General features: G+C 73.4%; 17 protein-coding genes. 5 read left to right on the forward strand and 12 right to left on the reverse strand.

All coding sequences use genetic code 11. The features are described from left to right. The first annotated feature begins 39 nt into the window (after positions 1-39). Positions 40-2,601, forward strand: a complete 2,562-nt coding sequence (otsB, locus tag V6V47_RS18930; protein WP_334629702.1) for a trehalose-phosphatase — start codon at positions 40-42, stop codon at positions 2,599-2,601. Between the two features lie 526 nt (positions 2,602-3,127). Here the strand turns inward: otsB and cobA are convergent. The 3 genes from cobA to cobC are packed head-to-tail and all read right to left on the reverse strand — an operon-like array spanning position 3,128 to position 6,664. Further along, on the reverse strand, positions 3,128-4,435 hold the full coding sequence (gene cobA / locus V6V47_RS18935) for a uroporphyrinogen-III C-methyltransferase (protein ID WP_334629601.1): 1,308 nt from the start codon (positions 4,433-4,435) through the stop codon (positions 3,128-3,130). 37 nt (positions 4,436-4,472) lie between these two features. Next, on the reverse strand, positions 4,473-5,558 hold the full coding sequence (gene cobT, locus V6V47_RS18940) for a nicotinate-nucleotide--dimethylbenzimidazole phosphoribosyltransferase (RefSeq protein ID WP_334629703.1): 1,086 nt from the start codon (positions 5,556-5,558) through the stop codon (positions 4,473-4,475). Continuing rightward, complete coding sequence (gene cobC / locus V6V47_RS18945) at positions 5,558-6,664, reverse strand: Rv2231c family pyridoxal phosphate-dependent protein CobC (RefSeq protein ID WP_334629602.1); 1,107 nt, start codon at positions 6,662-6,664, stop codon at positions 5,558-5,560. Before cobC ends, cobT begins: the two co-directional genes overlap by 1 nt. A 121-nt stretch (positions 6,665-6,785) precedes the next feature. Between cobC and V6V47_RS18950 the strand changes: the two genes are divergently transcribed. Further along, positions 6,786-8,918 (forward strand): transglycosylase domain-containing protein, encoded by a 2,133-nt coding sequence (locus tag V6V47_RS18950; RefSeq protein WP_334629603.1) that lies wholly within the window; start codon positions 6,786-6,788, stop codon positions 8,916-8,918. 26 nt (positions 8,919-8,944) lie between these two features. On the opposite strand, the gene V6V47_RS18955 is transcribed toward V6V47_RS18950, so the two are convergent. Together V6V47_RS18955 and V6V47_RS18960 are read right to left on the reverse strand one after the other, a co-directional pair. Next, positions 8,945-9,514 carry a GNAT family N-acetyltransferase gene (locus V6V47_RS18955; protein ID WP_334629604.1) on the reverse strand — a complete coding sequence of 190 codons (570 nt, stop codon included), beginning with the start codon at positions 9,512-9,514 and terminating at the stop codon, positions 8,945-8,947. Next, on the reverse strand, positions 9,511-10,914 hold the full coding sequence (locus V6V47_RS18960; RefSeq protein ID WP_334629605.1) for a cobyrinate a,c-diamide synthase: 1,404 nt from the start codon (positions 10,912-10,914) through the stop codon (positions 9,511-9,513). Before V6V47_RS18960 ends, V6V47_RS18955 begins: the two co-directional genes overlap by 4 nt. Before the next feature lie 172 nt (positions 10,915-11,086). Between V6V47_RS18960 and V6V47_RS18965 the strand changes: the two genes are divergently transcribed. Next, positions 11,087-11,908 (forward strand): SURF1 family cytochrome oxidase biogenesis protein, encoded by an 822-nt coding sequence (locus tag V6V47_RS18965; RefSeq protein ID WP_334629606.1) that lies wholly within the window; start codon positions 11,087-11,089, stop codon positions 11,906-11,908. Positions 11,909-12,068: 160 nt separating this feature from the next. Here V6V47_RS18965 and V6V47_RS18970 read toward each other — a convergent pair whose 3' ends face one another. From V6V47_RS18970 to V6V47_RS18990, 5 genes are all read right to left on the reverse strand, one after another. Further along, positions 12,069-13,658, reverse strand: coding sequence for an ATP-dependent DNA ligase (locus tag V6V47_RS18970; protein ID WP_334629704.1), 1,590 nt, complete (start codon positions 13,656-13,658; stop codon positions 12,069-12,071). An 84-nt stretch (positions 13,659-13,742) separates the two neighbouring features. Then, a complete protein-coding gene (locus V6V47_RS18975; protein WP_334629607.1) occupies positions 13,743-13,949 on the reverse strand; it encodes a hypothetical protein in 207 nt (68 codons plus the stop codon). Positions 13,950-14,025: 76 nt separating this feature from the next. Continuing rightward, positions 14,026-15,378, reverse strand: a complete 1,353-nt coding sequence (locus V6V47_RS18980; RefSeq protein WP_334629705.1) for a dipeptidase — start codon at positions 15,376-15,378, stop codon at positions 14,026-14,028. 36 nt (positions 15,379-15,414) lie between these two features. Further along, complete coding sequence (locus V6V47_RS18985; protein WP_334629608.1) at positions 15,415-16,560, reverse strand: M48 family metallopeptidase; 1,146 nt, start codon at positions 16,558-16,560, stop codon at positions 15,415-15,417. A 69-nt stretch (positions 16,561-16,629) separates the two neighbouring features. Next, positions 16,630-17,220 (reverse strand): uridine kinase family protein, encoded by a 591-nt coding sequence (locus tag V6V47_RS18990; protein WP_334629706.1) that lies wholly within the window; start codon positions 17,218-17,220, stop codon positions 16,630-16,632. Positions 17,221-17,485: 265 nt separating this feature from the next. Here V6V47_RS18990 and V6V47_RS18995 point away from each other — a divergent pair, with 265 nt between their 5' ends. Then, positions 17,486-17,887, forward strand: a complete 402-nt coding sequence (locus tag V6V47_RS18995) for a rhodanese-like domain-containing protein (RefSeq protein ID WP_334629707.1) — start codon at positions 17,486-17,488, stop codon at positions 17,885-17,887. On the opposite strand, the gene V6V47_RS19000 is transcribed toward V6V47_RS18995, so the two are convergent. Next, positions 17,884-18,738, reverse strand: coding sequence for a sigma-70 family RNA polymerase sigma factor (locus V6V47_RS19000; protein WP_334629609.1), 855 nt, complete (start codon positions 18,736-18,738; stop codon positions 17,884-17,886). The genes V6V47_RS18995 and V6V47_RS19000 overlap by 4 nt on opposite strands. A 72-nt stretch (positions 18,739-18,810) precedes the next feature. Between V6V47_RS19000 and V6V47_RS19005 the strand changes: the two genes are divergently transcribed. Next, entirely contained in the window at positions 18,811-19,287 is a 477-nt protein-coding gene (locus tag V6V47_RS19005) for an SRPBCC family protein (RefSeq protein ID WP_334629610.1), read from the forward strand. On the opposite strand, the gene V6V47_RS19010 is transcribed toward V6V47_RS19005, so the two are convergent. Next, positions 19,284-20,822: a cobyric acid synthase gene (locus V6V47_RS19010; RefSeq protein WP_334629611.1), complete on the reverse strand. Its 1,539-nt coding sequence runs from the start codon at positions 20,820-20,822 to the stop codon at positions 19,284-19,286. The two genes, V6V47_RS19005 and V6V47_RS19010, sit on opposite strands and share 4 nt — an antisense overlap. Positions 20,823-20,874: the final 52 nt, after the last annotated feature.

Here is a 20,874-nt window from a genome sequence, read left to right on the forward strand (position 1 = left end):
ACGTCCGTCAACGACGGAGCGGCGATCGCCACCGGGGTCATGGACCCGGAGCTGCGCTCCGCCATCGGCCGGATCGCACGGGTCCCCCAGCTCCTGATCGCCTGTGACTACGACGGCACACTGGCGCCGATCGTGGAGGACCCGAGCACCGCCGTACCGCTGCCCGAGTCGGTGGCGGCGGTCCGCGCGCTCGCCGCGCTGCCGCAGACCACCGTGGCGGTGGTCTCCGGCCGGGCGCTGCGCGACCTGGCCGCGCTCTCCCGACTGCCCAGCGAGGTCCACCTCGTCGGCAGCCACGGCTCCGAGTTCGACATCGGCTTCGTCGAGCGGCTCTCCCCCGAGCTGGTCGCGGTGCGCACCCAGGTCCGCAACGCGCTGCGCGAGATCGCCGCCGAGCACCCCGGCATCCGGCTGGAACGCAAGCCGGCCAGCGTCGCGGTGCACACCCGGGGCATCGACCCGCAGATCGCCGCCGCGGCCATCGAGGCGGTCCGCAACGGCCCGGCCACCTGGGACGGCGTCACCGTCACCCAGGGCAAGGAGGTCATCGAGCTTTCCGTGGTGGCCACCCACAAGGGCACCGCGGTCGACCAGCTACGGACCCAGCTCGCGGCGAGCGCGGTGCTCTTCATCGGCGACGACGTCACCGACGAGAACGCGTTCGGCAACCTGCACGGTCCGGACCTCGGCATCAAGATCGGTGACGGGGACACCCAGGCCGACTACCGGGTGGCCGACCCGCTCGAGGCGGCTCGCGCGCTCGGGCTGCTGCTGGAGACCCGCCGGCACTGGCTGTTCGGCGAGCGGGCGGTGCCGATCGAGCGGCACTCCATGCTGTCCAACGGTCGTACCGTCGCGCTGCTCACTCCCGAGGCGAAGGTCAGCTGGCTCTGCCACCCCAAGCCCGACTCGGCGGCGATCTTCGCCGACCTGGTCGGCGGCAGCCCCGCCGGTCACTTCAGCGTCGCCCCGGAACGCGGTGGTATCCCGCTGGGCCAGCGCTACCGCTCGGGCACGATGACCGTCGAGACCCGGTGGTCCGGGCTCACCGTCACCGACTGGCTCGACAAGCCGGCTCGGGAGACCACCCCGGACGGCCCCGCCGTCGTCACCGGCGACTCGACCCTGGTCCGGGTGCTCACCGGCAGCGGCCGGGCCCGGCTGGAGTTCGCGCCGCGGCCCGAGTTCGGTCAGGTCGCCGTGCAGATGCAGCCGCTCGGCGACGGCCTGCTGGTGCTCGGGTCCAACGAGCCGGTCGCGCTCTACTCCCCCGGCGTGCAGTGGCAGGTCAGCAACGACGGCGGGTACGAGACCGCGAAGGCCGTCGTGGACCTCTCCGCCGCCGGCGGGCAGGTCGTGCTGGAGCTGCGGTTCGGCACCCACAGCCTGGAGCACCACCAGGTGCCGATCCACGACCGGCAGGCCGCCGCCGAGCAGCCCTGGAAGGACTGGGTGGCCTCACTGCGGCTGCCGACCACCGCCCGCGACCTGGTCGCCCGCAGCGCGCTCACCCTGCGCGGGCTGTGCCACGAGGCCACCGGCTCCATCCTGGCCGCGGCGACCACCTCACTCCCCGAGGAGCTGGGTGGTGTCCGCAACTGGGACTACCGCTACTGCTGGCTGCGCGACGCCGCTCTGACCGCCCGCGCGTTGGTCGACCTGGGTTCCCTCGAGGAGGCCGAGGCGTTCCTCCGCTGGGTGGACGGCTGCATCGAGCGCACCGGCGGCCACCCGGAGCGACTGCACCCGCTCTACACCATCGACGGGTACGAGCTGGGTGCCGAGGCGGTCATCGACACGCTGCCCGGGTACGCCGGCTCCCGGCCGGTCCGGGTCGGCAACCTCGCCAACCACCAGCTCCAGTTGGACGTCTTCGGCCCGATCGCCGACCTGATCGCGGCCGTCGCCGACGCGCGCGGCTCGGTCCGCGAGGACGAGTGGCGGGTCCTGGAGAACATGGTCGAGGCGGTCCGTCGCCGCTGGCACGAGCCCGACCACGGCATCTGGGAGGCGCGCCTGCCTCCGCGGCATCACGTCTTCTCCAAGGTGATGTGTTGGATGACCGTCGACCGGGCGCTGCACGTGATGCGTCAGCACGGTGGCGAGGACCGGGCCGAGTGGGTGGAGCTGCGCGACCGGATCGGCTCCAACGTGCTGGAGCACGGCTGGCACCCGGACGTCGAGGCGTACAGCGTCGCGTACGGCGACGAGGACATGGACGCGTCGTCGCTCTGGATCGGGCTCTCCGGCCTGCTCCCCGGTGACGACCCGCGCTTCCTGTCCACCGTCCTGCGGATCGAGGCGGACCTGCGCAGCGGCCCGGTCGTCTACCGCTACCACTGGGACGACGGCCTGCCCGGCCGCGAGGGCGGCTTCCACATCTGCACGGCGTGGCTGATCGAGGCGTACCTGCGCACCGGCCGCCACACCGATGCCGAGGAGCTGTTCGCGCAGATGGTGCTCACCGCCGGCCCGACCGGGCTGCTCCCCGAGCAGTACGACCCGCTCGCCGAGCGCGGGCTGGGCAACCACCCGCAGGCGTACAGCCACCTCGGTCTGATCCGCTGTGCCCTGCTGCTGGACAACATGCTCAAGCAGTAGTCGGCAGCTCGTACGACGGCGGGGCCGGAGCGCTTACGCTCCGGCCCCGCCGTCGGTCGGTGTCAGGCCCTTACGCGCGCACTGACGTGCCTCTTACGCCCCGGTGGGCTGACGCCGGGCTCCGGGGCGGTGCGCAGTCCGGCCTGCATGACGACGATGGCCAGGGGCACCGGCGAATCCGCATACTGCTTCGTGATGATCCAGCTCAAAGCTCGGAGCTTGGTGTATGGACAGCCCGGCCGAGGGGTCTACGTCACGAAGCGCGACTAGTCGGCCGCATGACCCACCCGTCCGGCAACATCATCCGCCCGGCTTTGCGGACTGACCCAGCCCAGCAAGATCACTGTGTCGTGAACAGTTACAGGAGCATCCCCGCAACTGTTCACGACACAGTGATCAACGCTGCCGGGCGAGGGCCAGCACCGAAGGTGTCCCTACCAGTGGTTGAACCCCGAGGCTCTGTGCCTTCCGATCCTCGTGCCGGCGGCGTGCGACCTCATCCTCGCGGGAGGGGCGCTGACGCCCCTCACCCGTCGAGCGCACCCACCACGTCGCCCACCACCACGACCGCGGGCGGCCGCAGGTCGGCCGCGAGCACGTCGGCGGCCACCTCACCGAGGGTGGACCGCAGCGTCCGCTGGGCACCCGTCGTGCCCTCCTGCACCACGGCAGCCGGCGTCTGCGGCGACCGCCCGTGCGCGATCAGGGTGGCCGCGATGGCGGCGAGGTTCTTCAGCCCCATCAGGATCACCAACGTCCCGCGCAGACCGGCGAGGGCCTCCCAGCGCACCAGCGAGGCCGGCGCGTCGGGAGCGAGATGCCCGGAGACCACGGTGAACTCGTGCGCCACCGCCCGGTGCGTCACCGGGATCCCCGCTGCGGCGGGCGCCGCGATCGAACTGGTCACCCCGGGGACCACGGTCACCGGCACGCCGGCCTCGGCACAGGCCAACAGCTCCTCGCCACCCCGGCCGAAGACGTACGGGTCACCGCCCTTGAGCCGGACCACGAACGCTCCGGCGAGCGCCCGGTCGACCAGGATCCGGTTGATCTCCTCCTGGGCGCGGGACGGGCCGTAGGGGATCTTCGAGGCGTCCACCAGCTCGACGTCGACGCGTAGCTCGTCCAGCAGCAGGCCGGGCACCAGCCGGTCGGCGACCACCACGTCCGCCTCGGTGAGCAGCCGCCAGCCCCGCACCGTGATCAGCTCCGGGTCGCCCGGCCCGGCCCCCACCAGCGCCACACGCCCGCGCTGGCCCCCGCCGGCTGGCTCGGCCGCAGCGGTCGTCGCTTCGGCACCGTGCGTCGGAGCGGCACCGTGCGTCGGAGCGGCACCGTGCGTCGGAGCGGCACCGCGCGTCGGAGCGGCACCGCGCGGCGTCACGCGGGCGGCGAGGAGGTCGCGGATGGCATCGCGGACGCTCATCGCCCGTCGAGGATCGCCGCCGCCGAGCACGGCCACCGTGACCGGGCCGTGCCGGGTCACCGCCGGGGTCCAGGCCGTGGCGGCAGTCCGGTCGTCGGCCCGGACGCAGAAGATCCGTCGTTCGGCGGCGGCGACGCTCACCGACTCCGCGGCGACCGGGTCGTCGACCGCCACGTGGACCAGCCACGCCCCGTCCAGGTCGTCGGCCTCGAACCGGCGCTCCACCCAGCGCAGCCGCCCCGCGTCCGCCTGAGCGCGCAGCGCCGGAGTCAGCTCCGGTGCCACCAGCAGGACGTCCGCGCCGGCGTCCAGCAGCGCCGGCACCCGCCGGGTCGCGACCGCGCCACCACCCACCACGACCACCCGCCGCCCGTCGAGCCGCAGACCGAGGGGGTACGGGTTACTCACGGTCTCGCCTCGCCACTGAGCCGAATGCCCCTCTCGCTCACTTCTCGGCCACGCCGGCGGAGTCGAAGGTGGCCACCTCGTGCAGCACCCGTACCGCGCCGCTGACCATCGGCAGCGCCAGCAGCGCACCGGTGCCCTCGCCGAGGCGCAGCCCCAGGTCGACCATCGGGTCGAGGCCGAGGTGGCGCAGTGCCACCGTCGCGCCCGGCTCGGCCGAACGGTGCCCGGCGACCATGGCGCAGACCGCGTCCGGGGCGAACGCGGCGGCGGCGAGGGCGGCGGAGACCGCGATCACCCCGTCCAGGAGCACGGGGGTACGGCGGGCCGCGGCGCCCAGGATCAGCCCGGCCAGTGCGGCGTGCTCCAGACCGCCGATGGTGGCCAGTACGCCCAGCGGGTCGGTGGCGTCGGGCGCGTGTCGGGCCAGCGCGGCCCGCACGACGGCCACCTTGTGGGCGTACGTCGGGTCGTCGACCCCGGTGCCCCGGCCGGTCGAGTCGAGCGGGTCCGCGCCGGTGAACGCGGCGATCAGCGCGGCGGCCGGGGTGGTGTTGCCGATGCCCATGTCCCCGGTGAGCAGGATGCCCGCACCGGCGTCGATCAGCTCATCGGCGATCCGGATGCCCGTCTCGACCGCCGCCCGCGCCTCGTCCCGGGTGAGCGCGGCGGTCACCGCGAGGTCCCGGGTGCCCCGACGGACGTTCGCGGCGACCAGCCGGGGCGTGGACGGGTCGAGGACGCCCGTCTCGGCGACCGGTCCGGCGGGCAGCGGGGTGGCCACGCCGACGTCGACCACGGTGACCGAGGCGCCGGCCTGCCGGGCGAACGCGTTGACCACCGCCCCGCCGGCCAGGAAGTTGCCGATCATCTGCGCGGTGACCTCCTGCGGCCACGGGGTCACCCGCTGGGCGTGCACGCCGTGGTCGCCGGCGAAGATCGCCACCGCGGCCGGCTCGGGCAGCGGCGGTGGGCAGGCTCCGGCCAGGCCGGCGAGGCGCACCGACAGCTCCTCCAGCGCGCCCAGCGAACCCGCCGGCTTGGTCAGCCGGCCGTGCAGCTCGCGGGCGGCGGCCATGGCCGCCGCGTCCAGCGGCCGGATCGTCGCGATCGTGGTCTCCAGCATCATGCCTCCATGATCTCGCGAAGGATCTCGATGAACACGTCGGTGGTGGTTCGATCGCGCACCGCCACCCGCAGCCAGTCCGGGCCGAGCCCGGGGAACGTGTCACCCCGACGGACCGCCCAGCCCCGCTCGCGCAGGGCCGCCCGGACCTGGGTCGCGCCGGGCAGGTGCAGCAGCACGAACGCGCTGGCCGGGCGCCCGACGACGCGTACACCGGGCAGGTCGGCCAGGCGCGCGACCAGGTGGTCGCGGTCGGCGGCGAGTTCGGCGGCGATCGCGCGTTCCGCCTGGACCGCGACGGGGGTGGCGCAGGCCGACGCGGCGGCCAGCGCGGGCGTGGAGACGGCCCAGAGCGGCTGGACGGCGGCCAGCCGGGCCAGCAGATCCGGCGCGCCGAGGAGGTAGCCGATCCGGAGGCCGGCCAGGCCCCAGGTCTTGGTGAGGCTACGCAGCACGAGCAGGCCGGGCAGGTCGCGTCGTTCGGCCAGCGAGGCCGGCTCGCCGGAGCCGTCGGGGGCGGCGGTGGTGTCGGCGAACGCCTCGTCGACCACCAGCACCCGGCCCGGACGCGCCAGCGCGGCCACGGTGTGCGCCGGGTGCAGCACCGAGGTGGGGTTCGTCGGGTTGCCGATCATCACCAGGTCGGCGTCGGCGGGCACCCGGGCCGGGTCGAGCTGGAAATCCTCGGTGGGGTCCAGCAGCAGCCGCTCCACCGGGTGCCCGGCGGCCCGGAGCGCCGCCTCCGGCTCGGTGAACTGTGGGTGCACCACCACCGGCCGGCGGACGCCGCGCAGCGCCTGGGCGATCAGCACGAAGCCCTCGGCGGCGCCGGCGGTGAGCAGCACCTCGTCCGGGTGACGCCGGTGTCGGGCGGCGACGGCGGCTCGGGCCGGTGCCGGATCCGGATAGCGGGCCAGGTCGGTGAGCGTGGCGGCGATCGGGCCGGCCAGCCAGCTCGGCAGCGGTGCCTGACGGACGTTGACGGCGAGGTCGATCAGGCCCTCGCCCACCTCCGCGTCGCCGTGGTGTGTCAGGTCCGGCTCAGAGGCAGCCGGCAGCTCGCGGGCAGCCGTCAGCTCGGTCGCTCCGCTCGGCTGACCAGACATGTCCGCGATCCTGCCGGGAAGGCGGCGGGTGGGACAGTCGATCTCGGCGTAAGCCGCATCACCACCCGTCGGTTTATGAGTTCTTCTCATGGACGATTCGGAAATGTCATAACTTTGCCAGGTGAGCAACCGACCCCTTGCTGCCGCTGGTCGCCTCGTTCCTCTCCTTCGCGCCGGGCTGATCGCCGGCATCGTGATCGCCGCCGCCGCGTACCCGCTGGTCGCCCTCACCGGGCTCGGCGCCAAGGCCACCGCGCACGCCGTGGAGAGCAAGACCAAGCTGCTGACCACCGCCCTGCCCGCCGAGACCTCGTACGTCTACGCCCCGGACGGCAAGACCGTGCTGACGATGTTCTACGAGGAGTACCGGCAGTACACCAAGCTGTCGGACATGTCGCCGAACATCCAGCAGGCGATCGTCGCCGCCGAGGACTCCCGCTTCTACCAGCACCACGGCGTCGACCCGAAGGGCGTGGCCCGGGCCTTCGTGGCCAACGCCCGCTCCAGCGGCGTCTCCCAGGGCGCCTCGACGCTGACCATGCAGTACGTCCGGATGGCCCTGCGGGACAGCGCGGACACGCCCAAGGAGGTCCAGGAGGCCACCCAGCAGACCAGCCTGCGCAAGGTCAAGGAAATGCGCATGGCTCTCGACCTGGAGAAGGAGATGAGCAAGGAGCAGATCCTGGAGCGCTACCTGAACTCGGCGTACTTCGGGCACCGGGCGTACGGCATCTACGCGGCCAGCGAGATCTTCTTCTCCAAGACCCCGAAGGACCTGACCCCGGTCGAGGCGGCCACGCTGGCCGGGCTGGTCAAGTCTCCGTCCGAGTACGACCCGGCGAGCTCCGACCAGAAGGACGCCACCGGACGGCGCAACTACGTGCTGGACCACATGAGTCAGCTCGGCTACCTCTCCCCCGACTCGGCGGCGGCGGCGAAGTCCGAACCGATCCGCCTGAAGCTGACCGACCCGCCGAACGACTGCGCCGCGGTGACGGAGAAGTACAACAGCTGGGGCTTCGCCTGCGACTACCTCAAGAACTGGTGGAGCGCGCAGCCCGCGTTCGGGGCCAACCGGCTGGAGCGGATGGACAAGCTGCGCCGGGGCGGCTACCGCATCGTGCTCAGCATCGACCCGAAGATCCAGGACGCGGCGGAGAAGAACGTCGGCGCCAAGGAGGGCACCGGCAGCCCGTTCGCCAACGGCATCGTGGTCTCCGAGCCGGGCACCGGTCGCGTGAAGGCGATGGCGGTGAACCGGACGTACTCGCTGGATCTCAGCGAGAATCCGCAGAGCTCCAATCCGGAGGCCGGGCCGAAGGTGAAGGCCAACTATCCGAACACGGTGGCACCGCTGCTCGGCGGCGGTGATCTGCCGGGCTACCAGGCCGGGTCGACGTTCAAGATGTTCCCGATGCTGGCCGCGCTCGACTCCGGCATGACGCTCTCCACCTCGTTCAACGCCCCGTACCGGTACAAGTCATCTGTCTACGACGGCTGGGCGCCGTCGAACGCCAGCGGCGCGATGACCGGTCAGCAGACCATGTGGTCCGGCTTCGGCAAGTCGGTCAACACGTACTTCGTGTGGCTCGAGGAGAAGGTCGGCGCGGACCGGGCGGTCCGACTGGCCGAACAACTCGGGCTGCGCTGGCGCACCGACGTCGACCGGCAACAGGCGTCACCGACCAACGCCAAGAAGTGGGGCGCGTTCACCCTGGGCGTCTCCGATGCCACCCCGCTGGAGATGGCGAACGCGTACGCCACCGTCGCGGCCGACGGTCGCTACTGCGAGGCGATCCCGGTACAAGCGATCATGAACCGGGACGGGACTCCGGCCACGTACGCCACTCCCGGTGGCATCCACCGCGAGGTGGCCAAGCCCCGCTGCCGGCAGGTGGTCAGCGCCGACGCGGCCCGGGCGGCCACCGACGCCGCCCGCTGCCCGACCGGGGACAGGCCGGCACGCGGCGGCTGTGGCGGCTGGTCCACCGCCGACAGCGTCCGGGGTACGGTCGGCCGCCCGGTGGCGGGCAAGACGGGCACCACCGACAGCACCCGGTCCGCGTGGTTCGTCGGCTACACACCGGAACTCGCCGCGGCGAGCTTCATCTCCGACCCGGACAATCCGTTCAACGCCGTCGGCGACGGGCAGTCCCAGATCCCGATCGCGGCGGTCGCGGAGACCCTGCGCGATGCCCTCAAGGGCCAACCCACCCGCCAGTTCACCCCGCCCTCCGACGCCATCGTCGGCTGACCGGGGGCGGGTGGGGCCGGCGCGGGTCAGCGCAGGTCGGCGGCCACGAACGACCACAGTTCGAGGTCCACCCGGCCACCACGGACGAAGCCGGCGTTGCGCAGCAGGCCCTCGTAGCTGAACCCGGCCTTCTCCGCGACCCGGCGGGAGGCCAGGTTGCCCGGTGCCACCCGCAGCTCGACCCGCTGGAAGCCGTGCTCCAGGATCAGCGCGATGGCCGCCGCGTCCACCGCCTCGGCGGCCAGGCCGAATCCCCGCGCGTGCGGCGCCATCGCGTAGGAGACCTCGGTGCACCGGGCGCCCCAGTCGGTGCGCCGCGTCCACAGCGAGCCCACCACCTGGTCGTCCTCCCGGCGGAGGACCGCGTAGTGGTCACCCTCGCCGCTGTCCCGCCGCTGCCGGGCCAGATCCGTGCACCAGGCGTGCCCGTCGATCGGGCCGGAGTCGTCGGCCAGCGGCAACCAACGCCGGGTCAGCTTGTCCGCGAAGATCTCCCCCGCCGCCTCCGCGTCCGCCGCGGTGAGCGGCCGCACCTCGGTACGCGGGGTGGAGACGGTCAGCGCCGGGAAGCGGCGCACCGCCACCTGACCGATCACGCTGGCACCCCGCCCGCCTGCGCGGGCTCAGCCTCAGCCACCGGGTCGGTCGCCGCCGCGGCGACCAGCCGGGCGGCGGTCGTCGGATGGCCGGCCCAGTGCAGGGTGAGTTGCGACGCGTGCACGTTGCGCCAGACGAAGCCCTCCGGCGCGCCGCCGTCCCAGCTCCACGCCGGCCGCTGACCGGCCCGTGGGGTGAGCACCGCTCGGTGCTCCTTGTGCCCGACCAGCACGGTGCCGAGCGCGGCGACCACGCTGTCGGTCTGGGCGGTCGCCTCCCGGTAGCCCACCACCAGACCGTCGCGGCTGGCACCGACCGCGTCCAACACGCCGCACATCGGCAACCCGTCCAGCTCCCGCGCCAGCCAGAGCAGCCCGGCACCCTCGGCCACCACCGGCCGACCGGTACGCGCCAGCTCGGCCACCGCGATGCAGAGCCTCCGGTTGGCCGACAGCTGCTCGGCGTACGCCTCCGGCAGCGCGCCACCGACGACCAGCGCGCGGGTGCCGGCCGGCAGCGCCTCGTCGCGCAGCGGATCAACCGTGACCACCTCGGCGCCAGCGGCCCGCAGCAGCTCGGCGGTCTCCGGGTGGCTGAAGCTGCCGCCCGGCCCACCGGCCAGCGCCACCACCGGCCGCTCCGCCGGCACGGTCAACTGACCGAGCGCCTCCGCCGGCGACCAGGCCACAGCGGGCAGCGGCGGGGCGGAACGGGCCAGCCCGAGCAGCCGCTCCAGATCGACGGTGGCGGCGACCGCCTCGCCCAGCCGACGGACCGCGCGGGCCGCGTCGGCGGACCCCTCGACCACCGGCGCCACACCGTGCCGGCGCGACGGCAGCACCGCCGGCAGGTCCTGTCGGCGCAGCGCGCCGTAGACCGGAACGTCCACGTCGTCGAGCGCCTCGCGCAGCATTCCCTCGTGCCGCGACGACGCCACCCGGTTGAGAATCACCCCGCCGAGCCAGAGCTGCTCGTCGTACGAGCGGAATCCGTGCACCAGGGCGGCCACCGACTGGCCCATCGCGGCCACGTCGACCACGAGCACCACCGGGCTACGCAGCGCGGCGGCCGCGGCGGCCGTGGACTCCTGCTCCGGGCGACCACCGACCGAGTCGTACAGCCCCATGCTGCCCTGCACGACGGCGAGCGCGGCTCCCGCGGCACCGTGGGCGACAAGCGGGGCGAGTCGGTCGACGCCGACCAGCCGGGGATCGATCACCCGGCCGGGCCGACCGGCGGCGAGACCGAGGTAGGCGGCGTCGACGTGGTCCGGGCCGAGCTTGAACCCGGCGACGTCGACACCCCGCTCGGCCAGTGCGGCGAGCAACCCGATCGCCAGCGCGTTCTTGCCGTGCCCGGAGGACGGCGCGCTGAGCACCAGGCGCGGCACGACAGTCATCATCGACTCCTCGCGGGCGGCGGGCGGTACGCGACGGCGGACCGGGGGGCCGATCCGTCCGCGTGACGATACCCGTCTGGGGCCAACGCGCCAGCACCGCCGAGCGGGCCGGCGGACCGCTCCCGGGCCGGTCGAGGTCAGTGGCCCAGGTCATACGGGTAGCCTCGGTCGCGTGTACCGGTTCCTGCTGAGCCCACGCTGGTTGGGCGCGCTCGCGCTCACCCTGGTCGCTGCCGCCGTCATGGTGCTGCTCGGCAACTGGCAGCTGGACCGCTACCGGGGGCGCACCGAGGTCAACGAGCGGATCGACGCCGGCCAGCGGATGGCTCCGGCGCCGCTGGCGGACGCGCTGCGTGCCCCCACCGGCGGCGCGGGCACGGCCGGCCCGGCCCCCGCCGAGGACAAGGTCTGGACCCGCATCACCACCACCGGCCGGTACGACCCGACGAACACCGTCCTGGTCCGCGGCCGGACGGTGGACAGCCGGGTCGGCTTCGAGGTGCTCACCCCGCTGGTGCTCGGCGACGGCACGGCGCTGCTGGTGGACCGGGGTTGGATCCCGCCAGCGCCGGGCGGGGCGACCGCTCAGCCGCAGGTGCCCGCGGTGCCGGGCGGCGACGTGACGGTGGTCGGCCGGGTGCACGCGACCGAGAGCGGCTCCGGCACGGTGGACCGGCGTGAGGGGCGGTTGGAGACCCGACGGATCGGCGTGTCGCGCTTGGCCCGCGAACTCCCCTACCCGGTGTACGGCGGCTACCTGCTGCTCGACGAGCAGACCCCGGCCGCCGACCCGGCGTTCAAGGCGGTGACGGTCGGGCACGCCAACAACTGGCAGAACTTCGGCTACGTCGTGCAGTGGTGGCTCTTCGCCGTGATGGCCCTGTTCGGCTATGGCTGGGTGGCCCGCCGGGAAGCCCGACGGGCCGCGGGCATCGGCACCGAGCCGGCCCCGCTGGACCGGGCGGCCGAGCCGACCCCGAGCGCGACGGCCTAACCGCACCCGGCGCCGACGCCCGGCGTTGGCGTTGGCGTTGATCGACTCGACTCCCGGGAAGTCGGGGTATCAGACGTCCTCCGACCACCCGACTTCCGGGAAACCGATCCCGGCGTGCAGCACCTCAACAGCCAGGTCAACTACGCCCGGTCGCTGTCCGTCAGGTGACGCGGCCGGCCTGGATGGCGCGGACCGCGTCGATGGTGTCCGCCTCCGCGGCCGACTTGTCGTCGCGGTAGCGCACCACCCGGGCGAACCGCAGCGTCACCCCGCCCGGATAGCGCGAGCTGGTCTGCACCCCGTCGAACGCGATCTCGACCACCTGCTCGGGGCGGACCCGGACCACCCAGTCGCCGCGCTCCACCGCGAGGCCGAGGAACCGCTCGGTCTGCCAGCGCAGCAACTCGTCGGTGAGCCCCTTGAACGTCTTGCCGAGCATCACGAAGTCGCCGGTGCTCGGATCGCGGGCACCGAGATGCAGGTTGGACAGCCAGCCCTGCCGCCGGCCGCTGCCCCACTCGACGGCGAGCACCACGAGGTCGAGGGTGTGCCGAGGCTTGACCTTGACCCAGGCCGCACCGCGCCGACCGGCGTCGTAGGGGGCGTCCGGTGCCTTGATGACCACGCCCTCCTGGCCGGCGTCGAGCGCCGCGGCGAATGCGGCCCCGGCCTGCTCGGGGCCGTCGACCTCCATCCGCCCGACCAGCAGCGACGCGTCCACCGCGCCGGCCAGCGCGGCCCACCGGTCCCGGCCGGGCAGGTCGATCAGATCCTGGCCGTCGAGATGCAGCAGGTCGAAGAAGTACGGAGTCAGCACGGTCTCGCCGGTGCTGGCGGCCGCCGCGAGCACCGCCGGGGCGACCGGCGTACGCCCCGTGGTGCTGGGCGTGGTGCGCCGCGCGGCCCGGCTGGCGGTCTGCTGGAACGGCAACGGGCGGCCCGTCTCGTCCAGGCCGATCGCCTCGCCGTCGAGCACCAGCTCGCGGCCGGGCAGGACGCGGACGGCGGCGACCACCTCGGGCACCCGAGCGGTGATCTCGTCGAGGCTGCGGGTGAACACGGCGATGTCGCTGCCGGAGCGGTGCACCTGGATGCGGATGCCGTCGAGCTTCACGTCGACCACCGCCGGCACACCTGTCGCGGCCAGCGCCTCGTCGACCGAGGGGGCGCTCTGCGCGAGCATCGGCGCCAGCGGCCGACCGACCCGCAGACTGAACCCGGCCAGCGCGGCAGTGCCTCCGGCCAAAGCGGCAACCGCCACCGCCCGCAGGTCACCGGCGAGCAGCAGAGCCCGACGGACCGCCGCGACCGGCACGTCGGCTGCCCGGGCCACCGCGTCGGCGAGCAGCCCGGCCTGGGCGCCCTGGCGTAGCTCGCCGCTGAACAGGCCGGTGAGCAGCCGCTGCTCGTCAGCGGTCGCCGCCGCGTAGAGAGCGCCGAGCAGGGCCCGACGCCGAGCCTGCGCGCCGACGCCGTGCACGCCGGCGAGCTGCTCGACGGCGGCGTCGACCGCGGCCACGGTCAACGTCGGCTCGGTGGCCGGCGCGGGCAGGTCACGCAGGCTCGCATAGCCCACCCCGGTCTGCCGCTGACGCAACTCACCCGCGAGGTAGCCGGAGCCGGGCTCCACCTCGGACGGGTCGAGCCGGCGCAGCGCGTCGGCGAGCAACTCCACCTTGGCCCGCCGGCCGCTGGTGGCGCCGACGGCGGCGGAGGTGGCTGCCAGGTCGATGAACCGCACGCAGTTCATCCTGCCAGCCACCCCCGACACCGCCCGGACATTGCCGTGCCCGGACGGTGTCGGCAGGGCGCCGCCGCCGACGTGGGCGCCGGATCAGGCGGAGACGGGCTCCTCGATGCGTAACCCTCGGGCACGGACCTCGCCAGCGACCCGGGAGAGCACCGAGTCGAGGGCGACCAGGGCGGCGGACAGCTCGCCGATCTGTTCGTTGAGCGTGGCCTCGGACCACCCGGAGACATCGACGTCCCCCAGCGCGCTGACGGCGGCCCCCAACCGGGCCATCACCTCGTTCGTACTCATGTTCGAAACGCTATCCCAACCACGTCCGCGACACGCCGTAAACTCCCAGATCAGCCGGAAGTTACCGTTCCGACGCCTAGCTCCCGTTCGTGCCCGCTGCGGCAACGTTGTGCAGCAACAGCGCCTCGGCGAGGCAGACCCGGGCGAACTCCCCGAGGTGCAGGCTCTCGTTCGGGCCGTGCGCCCGCGCGTGCGGGTCCTCCACACCGGTCACCAGGATCGCCGCCTTCGGGAACATCTCCTGGAAGGTGGCGATGAACGGGATCGAGCCGCCGACGCCGATGTCCACCGGGTCGGTGCCGTCCCAGGCCGCCCGGAACGCCGAGCGGGCGGCGTCGAACATCGGGCCGGACGCGTCGATCACGCAAGGATCGCCGTCGTGCTCGAGGCTGACCGTCACCTGGGCGCCCCACGGCGCGTACTTCTCCAGGTGCGCCTGCACCGCCGCGTACGCCCGCTTGGGGTCGTCGCCCGGAGCGAGACGGACGCTGAGCTTCGCCTTCGCGGCCGGGACCAGGGCGTTCGGCGCCTCGCCGGTGGTCGGCGCGTCGATGCCGAGCACCGCCAGCGCCGGCTTGGTCCAGAGCCGGTCGGTGATCCGGCCGGTGCCGATGAGCTGCACGCCCTCGGCCAGCCCGGCCTCGGCCCGGAACCGGTCCTCGGGGTAGTCGACGGTGGCGCCGTTCCGGCCGAGCAGCCCCTCCACCGCCACGTCACCGGCATCGTCGTGCAGGGTGGCCAGCAGCCGGACCAGCGCGGTGAGCGCGTCCGGGACCGCCCCGCCGAACATGCCGCTGTGCACCGCGTGGTCCAACGTACGGACCTCGACGAAGCAGTTGACGACGCCGCGCAGCGAGGTGGTCAGCGCCGGTACGCCGATGTCCCAGTTGCCGGAGTCGGCGATCACGATGACGTCCGAGGCGATCTCGTCGCGGTGCTCGGCCAGCAGCCGCTCCAGCGAGTCGGAGCCGTACTCCTCCTCGCCCTCGATGAAGAGGACCACGCCGACCGGCAACGCGTCACCGTACGCGCGCAGCGCCGCGACGTGCGCCATGATGCCGGCCTTGTCGTCGGCCGCACCCCGGGCGTAGAGCCGGCCGTCCCGCTCCACCGGCTCGAACGGGTCGGATTCCCACAGCGACCGGTCGCCGACCGGCTGCACGTCGTGGTGGGCGTAGAGCAGCACGGTCGGAGCGCCGGGCGGGGCGGCCCGACGGCCGATCACCGCGGGCTGACCGCCGGAACGGACGATGTCGACGTCCAGGCCACAGCCGCGCAGCAGCTCGGCCACCGCCTCGGCGGAGCGCTCCACGTGCGAGTGGTCGAAGCCCTCGAAGGCGATGCCGGGGATGCGGACGAGGCGTTCCAGGTCGGCCCGGACGCCGGGCATCTCCCGCTCGACGGCGGCCCGCACCTCGGACTCGGACATGATCGGTGTGGTCATGACCGAGATCGTATGCCGGCCTTACCCCGGCGTGCCGGCGGAGCCCGTACCGTCACCGGCTCCGGCCTGGCCGGCACCCGCAGTCGCGCCGGGCGCGGCCCGGCTGCCGCGGTGCGCGCGGCCGGCGGCCTCGGTGGCCGCGTCCATCCACGAACGGGCCCGGCCCGCGGTGCCGCCCACCCACTCGCCGACGTCGCTCGCGCCGTCGCCAAGCCGGCGCAGCAGCCCGACGAGCGGGTCGGTGGACCGGCTGAACTCTTCCCGGTACGACTCGGCAGCCGCCCTGATCTCCTCGGAGACGCTGGTCGAGGCGTCGTCCTCGCGGCGCGGATAGTCCCCGCCCAGCACCCGCCCGTACGCCCCGGAGTCGATCCACTGCCGCAGCTGGGCGGCCCGCGCCACCGGAGCCGGATGGGTGCTCCACGCCGTCATCCGGATCTTGTGCAGGCTGTCCCGCAGGTCACCGCCGCCGGCGTACTCGGCGGCCTGTTCCAGGAAGGCGGTGGTGTCGATCTGGGAGAGGTCGCCACCGCCGGCGAGCTTCATCAACAGCCGTAGCGCGGCCGCCGGGTCCTGGCCCGCGAGTAGACCGGCCCGGTCGGCCGACAGCTCGGCCTTACGCCACCATTCGAGCATCGCCGCGATGATCGCCCGCAGCGCGATCGCGCCCACCGGCAGCCAGCTCAGATTGGCCGCCCAGCGGGTGAGGATCACGAGCATCGTCTTGTAGACGGCGTGCCCGCTGCCGACGTGGCCCAGCTCGTGGCCGAGCAGGCAGCGCAGCTCGTCCTCGTCGAGTTGCTGCACGCAGGCGGAGTTCAGCACGATGAACGGCCGCTCCAGGCCGACCGCCTCGGCACCCAGCCACGGCGACTGGGTCACGTACAGCTCGGGCAGCTCGGCCAGGTCGAGCGCCGCCGCGGCCTCGGTGTAGCGCTGCCACACCGCCGGGTACTGCCGATGGTCGACCCGGATGCCGGCGGACAGCACGGAGAGCCGGAAGCCGCGCTCGTTCCACATGCCGAAGAACGCCCGCACCACGTCGTCGAAGCCGCGCAGCTCCCGCAGCGCCACCAGGGCGCCCCGGTCGGCCGGATGCTCCCAGGCACGGGAGCTGATCCCGGTCAGGGTGATCCGGCGCCGCGCGGGCAGGTCCGTCGTCGACATGATGCGTCCCCCGTTTCGCCGTGACTCCTCGCATCGTGCCGCAGCCAGTGGCCGGCGTCCATGGACCGCTCAGCGGATCCGCACGTAGTACCCGTCCGTGTCGTGCGGCAGGATCGGAGCGCCGTCGACCACCAGGTCGGCCCGCTCGGCCGTACCGTCGGCGGCGAAGTGCGCCCGTTCACCGGCGTGCCAGCGGCGCAGCTCAGGCAGGATCTCCGGCCCGTCCCGTGCCACCGCACGGGCCAACCGCAACGGCGCGGGCGCGGTGACGAGGACGGCCAGCGTCAGCTCGGGTCGGACGACGGCACGCGCCGCGCTGACCCCCTCCAACAGCACCACCGGTGCGGCCGGCACCGGCACCGGGCGGGGCAGAAAGCACCGCCGGACCCAGCTGTAGCGCCGGTAGGCGCCGGGCGTTCCCTCGCGCAGCGGGGCGAGCACCCACTCGTCCAACCGGGGCCAGAAGGTGAGCTGGTCGTCCCAGCCGTCGAGCAGGTCATCGGTGTGCACCACCGGCGGCCGGGTGCCGCCCGGCAGCGCCGCGAGGGCGTCCGCGAGGCGCGCGGCGAACCGGCTCTTGCCCGCGCCACTCGGTCCGTCGACCGCGACCAGCCGGGTCCGCCCCAACCGCGCCGGGCCCGCGACCACCCGGCGCGCCAGCTCGGCGTACGCCTCGACGAGCGCGACCGACGCGCGCTCCCCGCCGTCTGCCGGCTCCTCGTCGCCCGCCGGTCCGTCGGTGGGAGGCCGGTCATCAAGCACGGTCCCAGTCTCTCCCAGCGTTGGCCCGCCGCACGCCTCGGCATCCGTCATCACCGGCCACTCTCACGTCCGGGGGAATTGGGGCGGTGACGGGTGATGTGCCGCCCGTTCGTCGGCACGGCAACACCGGAATGAGCATGCTCGGGAGGTGCTCCGAGACGTGATGAGCCCCGGCATTGACGCCCTCCTCGAACAGGCCCGCGCCGGGCTGCACCGACTGACTCCGCAGCAGACCGTCGAGGTGGTCCGCGGCGGCGCGCTGCTGGTCGACACCCGTACCGAGATACAACGCCGGGAACAGGGCGAACTCCCCGGCGCGGTCGTCATCGACCGCACGGTGCTGGAGTGGCGGCTCGATCCGGCCAGCGCCTGGCGCATCCCGGAGGCCACCGGGTACGACCGGGAGATCGTGCTGGTGTGCCGGCAGGGTTACAGCTCCAGCCTCGCCGCCGCCAGCCTCCAGACCCTCGGCCTACGCCGGGCCACCGACATGATCGGCGGAGTCGAGGCATGGCTCACCGCCGGCCTCCCCACCACCGACCACCCCGCCGACATCCGCCCCTAGCCTGAGCCTTCGTCCTCCAGCGGCGTGATGCTGAGCGCGGCCAGACGCTGCGGATCGGCGATGATGTCGACTGCGGCGATCCTGCTGTCGTGGATCGCGAACGTCAGGACGATGGCGAGCCGTCCCTGGGGTGCCACGAGGATGGCGACGGCTCCGTCGACCAACCCGACGCTGGCATGCCTGGCCCGTTGCGAGAACGCCAAGGCCTGCCGCGCCACCGCGTTGGCGCCGCGCAGCCGTGTGGGAACTCCACCCGGCGTCGCGAGGCCGTCGGCGCGGGCGATGACGTCGGGGGCGAGCAGGTCCAGCAGCGCGGCGAAGTCGCCCTCGCGCGACGCCGCGAGGAAAGCGTCAACCACCTTGCGTTGGCGGGTCACGTCGACGTCGGGAGCTTCGGCGTCGCGCAGCCGGCGCCGGGCGCGGCTGGCCAGCATCTTGGCCGCTGGCGTCGACCGTCCGAGGATCGACCCGATCTCCTCGAAGGGCACGGCGAACATGTCGTGCAACACGAACGACAGGCGCTCCGCAGGGGGCAGCGTGTCCAGGACGACCAGCAGGGCGAGACCCACCGAGTCCGCCAGCAGCGCCTGCTGCTCCGGGTCGGGGCTGACGGAGGGCAGCGCCGCGTCGAGTACGACCTCCCGGCGTGCCGTGCGTGCGCGCAGCATGTCCAGGCATACCCGCGCCACGACGGTGGTGAGCCAGGCCCGGGTGTTGCGGATGCCGACGTGGTCTGCCCGCGCCGAGCGCAGCCAGGCCTCCTGGACCGCGTCGTCGGCCTCACTCGCTGAACCGAGGATCCGGTAGGCCACGCTACGCAGGTGCCCTCGGTGCGCCTCGAAATCGTTCACAGTTACCTTCCCGCCGCGCTTCTCGTCATAGCACCGACGAGTCAGCTGAGGCAGAGGTAACAAGGAGCAACGATGGCACCGTTGATTTCCACGATCGAGATCGCCCGCCCACCGCAGGAGGTCTTCGCCTTCGCCGCCGATCCGCGGCACTTCGCCGAGTGGCAGCGTGACGTCGTGAGCGTACGCGTGCTGGACGCGGCACGGTTCACCACGACCCGGCGGATCGGCGGCACCGAGCGCACGATGACCCAACGCATCACGCGAAACGACCCACCGAGCTACTGGGCCGCCCAGGGTGTCGACGGACCCATCCGCCCAGCCGCCACGATCAGCGTGGAGCCGATCAACGGTGGCGCCGGGTCCCGGGTCACGTTCACTCTCGACATCGACGGCCACGGGCTCGGCGTGCCCATCGTGCCGTTGGTGCGCCGGCAGGCACAGAAGAGCGCACCTGCGAGTCACCAGAAGCTCAAGGAACTCCTCGAAGGACGGCACGGCCGGCCCGTGCCCCCAGCGAACGCCGGGCGGGACGGGACGGCGGAGGGTTAGGGCTGCCCCGGTGGGATGAACGGGAGGCCGGGGGGTGGGCCGGTCTCGATGAGGCGCCAGAGGGCGTCGGTGTCGAGGTGCTCCTCGACCAGGTCACCGAGCAGGTCGAGCGAACGTTCCCGGGCGGCGGCGAAGCGGTTGTCCGGCGCGACCCGAAAACCGGTGCGGCCGGCCAGGCGGGCCGCCTCGGTGAGGAAGTGCCGGCGAAACCCGTCTGATTCGAAGGCGCCGTGCCAGTGCGTGCCGTGCACCGCGCCGAGTACGGCCCCCTCGCCGCCGGCACCGTCCTCCTCGGTCAGCAGCGGGGTGAGGGCGGGGTCGGCGTGCGAGACGTACCCGTGGTGGATCTCGTAGCCCCGGACCGGCAGCTCACCGTGGGCGGTGCCCACCGACTGCCGGACGGTCTTGCGAGGGTCGAAAGTGATCTCGATGGGCAGCAGGCCGAGGCCGGGGACGCTGCCCTGCCGGCTCTCCACCGGGTCGTGGATGGCCCGGCCGAGCATCTGGAAGCCGCCGCAGATGCCGAGCAGTGGCTTGCCGGCCGTCGCGTGGGCGAGGACCGCGTCGGCGAGGCCGGTCTCGCGCAGCCAGGCGAGGTCGGCCACGGTCGACTTGGAGCCGGGCAGGACGATCAGGTCGGCGGCGGCCAGTTCGGCCGGTTCGACGGTGAGACGTACGCGGACACCCGGCTCGGTGGCCAGTGCCTCCACGTCGGTGGCGTTGCTGATCCGGGGTAGCCGGACGACGGCCACGTCCAGCCATTCGGTGCCGCGCGGGGCGGCCGGGCGGCCGAGCACCCGGCCGTACGCGAGCGAGTCCTCGGCGTCGAGCCACAGGTCGAGTGCCCACGGCAGCACACCGTACGTGGGGCGGCCGGTGACCTGGCGCAGCATGTCCAGACCCGGCTCGAGCAGACCGAGGTCACCCCGGAACTTGTTGATCACGAAGCCGGCGATCAGTGCCTGGTCGGCCGGGTCGAGCAGGGCCACCGTGCCGAACATCGAGGCGAAGACACCGCCCCGGTCGATGTCGCCGACCACGATGGTGGGCAGGTTGGCGTGCCGGGCCAGCCCCATGTTGACGTAGTCGCCGGCCCTCAGGTTGATCTCCGCAGGGCTGCCGGCGCCCTCGCAGATCACCACGTCGTACGCGGCCCGCAGCTCGGCCAGCGCCGCGTACGCCGTCTCGGCGAGCCGGGGACGCAACTGCCGGAAGGTGCCGGCGGTGATCATGTCGACCGCCTCGCCGAGCAGCACCACCTGGCTGGCCAGGTCGCTGCCCGGCTTGAGCAGCACCGGGTTGAAGCGCAGGTCCGGAGCGACCCCGCAGGCGGCCGCCTGCATGGCCTGGGCTCGGCCGATCTCGCCGCCACGCCCGTCCGGCCCGACCACCACCGCCGAGTTGTTCGACATGTTCTGTGCCTTGAAGGGCGCCACCTTCACGCCCTGCCGGTGCAGCCATCGGCAGATGCCGGCGGTGAGCACGCTCTTGCCGGCATCGGAGGTGGTGCCGGCAACCAACAGGCCGCCGGTCACCGCCCACTCCCCCGCCCAGCCGCGCCAACGCGCCGCGCACCCCACGGTGTGC

The organism is Micromonospora sp. CPCC 205539, assembly GCF_036906815.1.
Classification (GTDB): domain Bacteria; phylum Actinomycetota; class Actinomycetes; order Mycobacteriales; family Micromonosporaceae; genus Micromonospora.

Excerpts from the sequence above, each read along its gene's own strand:
- V6V47_RS18995 (WP_334629707.1), top strand. The coding sequence starts at position 17,486 with ATGAGCCCCGGCATTGACGCCCTCCTCGAACAGGCCCGCGCCGGGCTG.
- V6V47_RS18970 (WP_334629704.1), bottom strand. The coding sequence starts at position 13,658 with ATGAACTGCGTGCGGTTCATCGACCTGGCAGCCACCTCCGCCGCCGTC.
- cobT (WP_334629703.1), bottom strand. The coding sequence starts at position 5,558 with ATGCTGGAGACCACGATCGCGACGATCCGGCCGCTGGACGCGGCGGCC.
- V6V47_RS18975 (WP_334629607.1), bottom strand. The coding sequence starts at position 13,949 with ATGAGTACGAACGAGGTGATGGCCCGGTTGGGGGCCGCCGTCAGCGCG.
- V6V47_RS18985 (WP_334629608.1), bottom strand. The coding sequence starts at position 16,560 with ATGTCGACGACGGACCTGCCCGCGCGGCGCCGGATCACCCTGACCGGG.
- V6V47_RS18980 (WP_334629705.1), bottom strand. The coding sequence starts at position 15,378 with ATGTCCGAGTCCGAGGTGCGGGCCGCCGTCGAGCGGGAGATGCCCGGC.
- cobC (WP_334629602.1), bottom strand. The coding sequence starts at position 6,664 with ATGTCTGGTCAGCCGAGCGGAGCGACCGAGCTGACGGCTGCCCGCGAG.
- V6V47_RS19005 (WP_334629610.1), top strand. The coding sequence starts at position 18,811 with ATGGCACCGTTGATTTCCACGATCGAGATCGCCCGCCCACCGCAGGAG.
- otsB (WP_334629702.1), top strand. The coding sequence starts at position 40 with ATGGACCCGGAGCTGCGCTCCGCCATCGGCCGGATCGCACGGGTCCCC.
- V6V47_RS18960 (WP_334629605.1), bottom strand. The coding sequence starts at position 10,914 with ATGACTGTCGTGCCGCGCCTGGTGCTCAGCGCGCCGTCCTCCGGGCAC.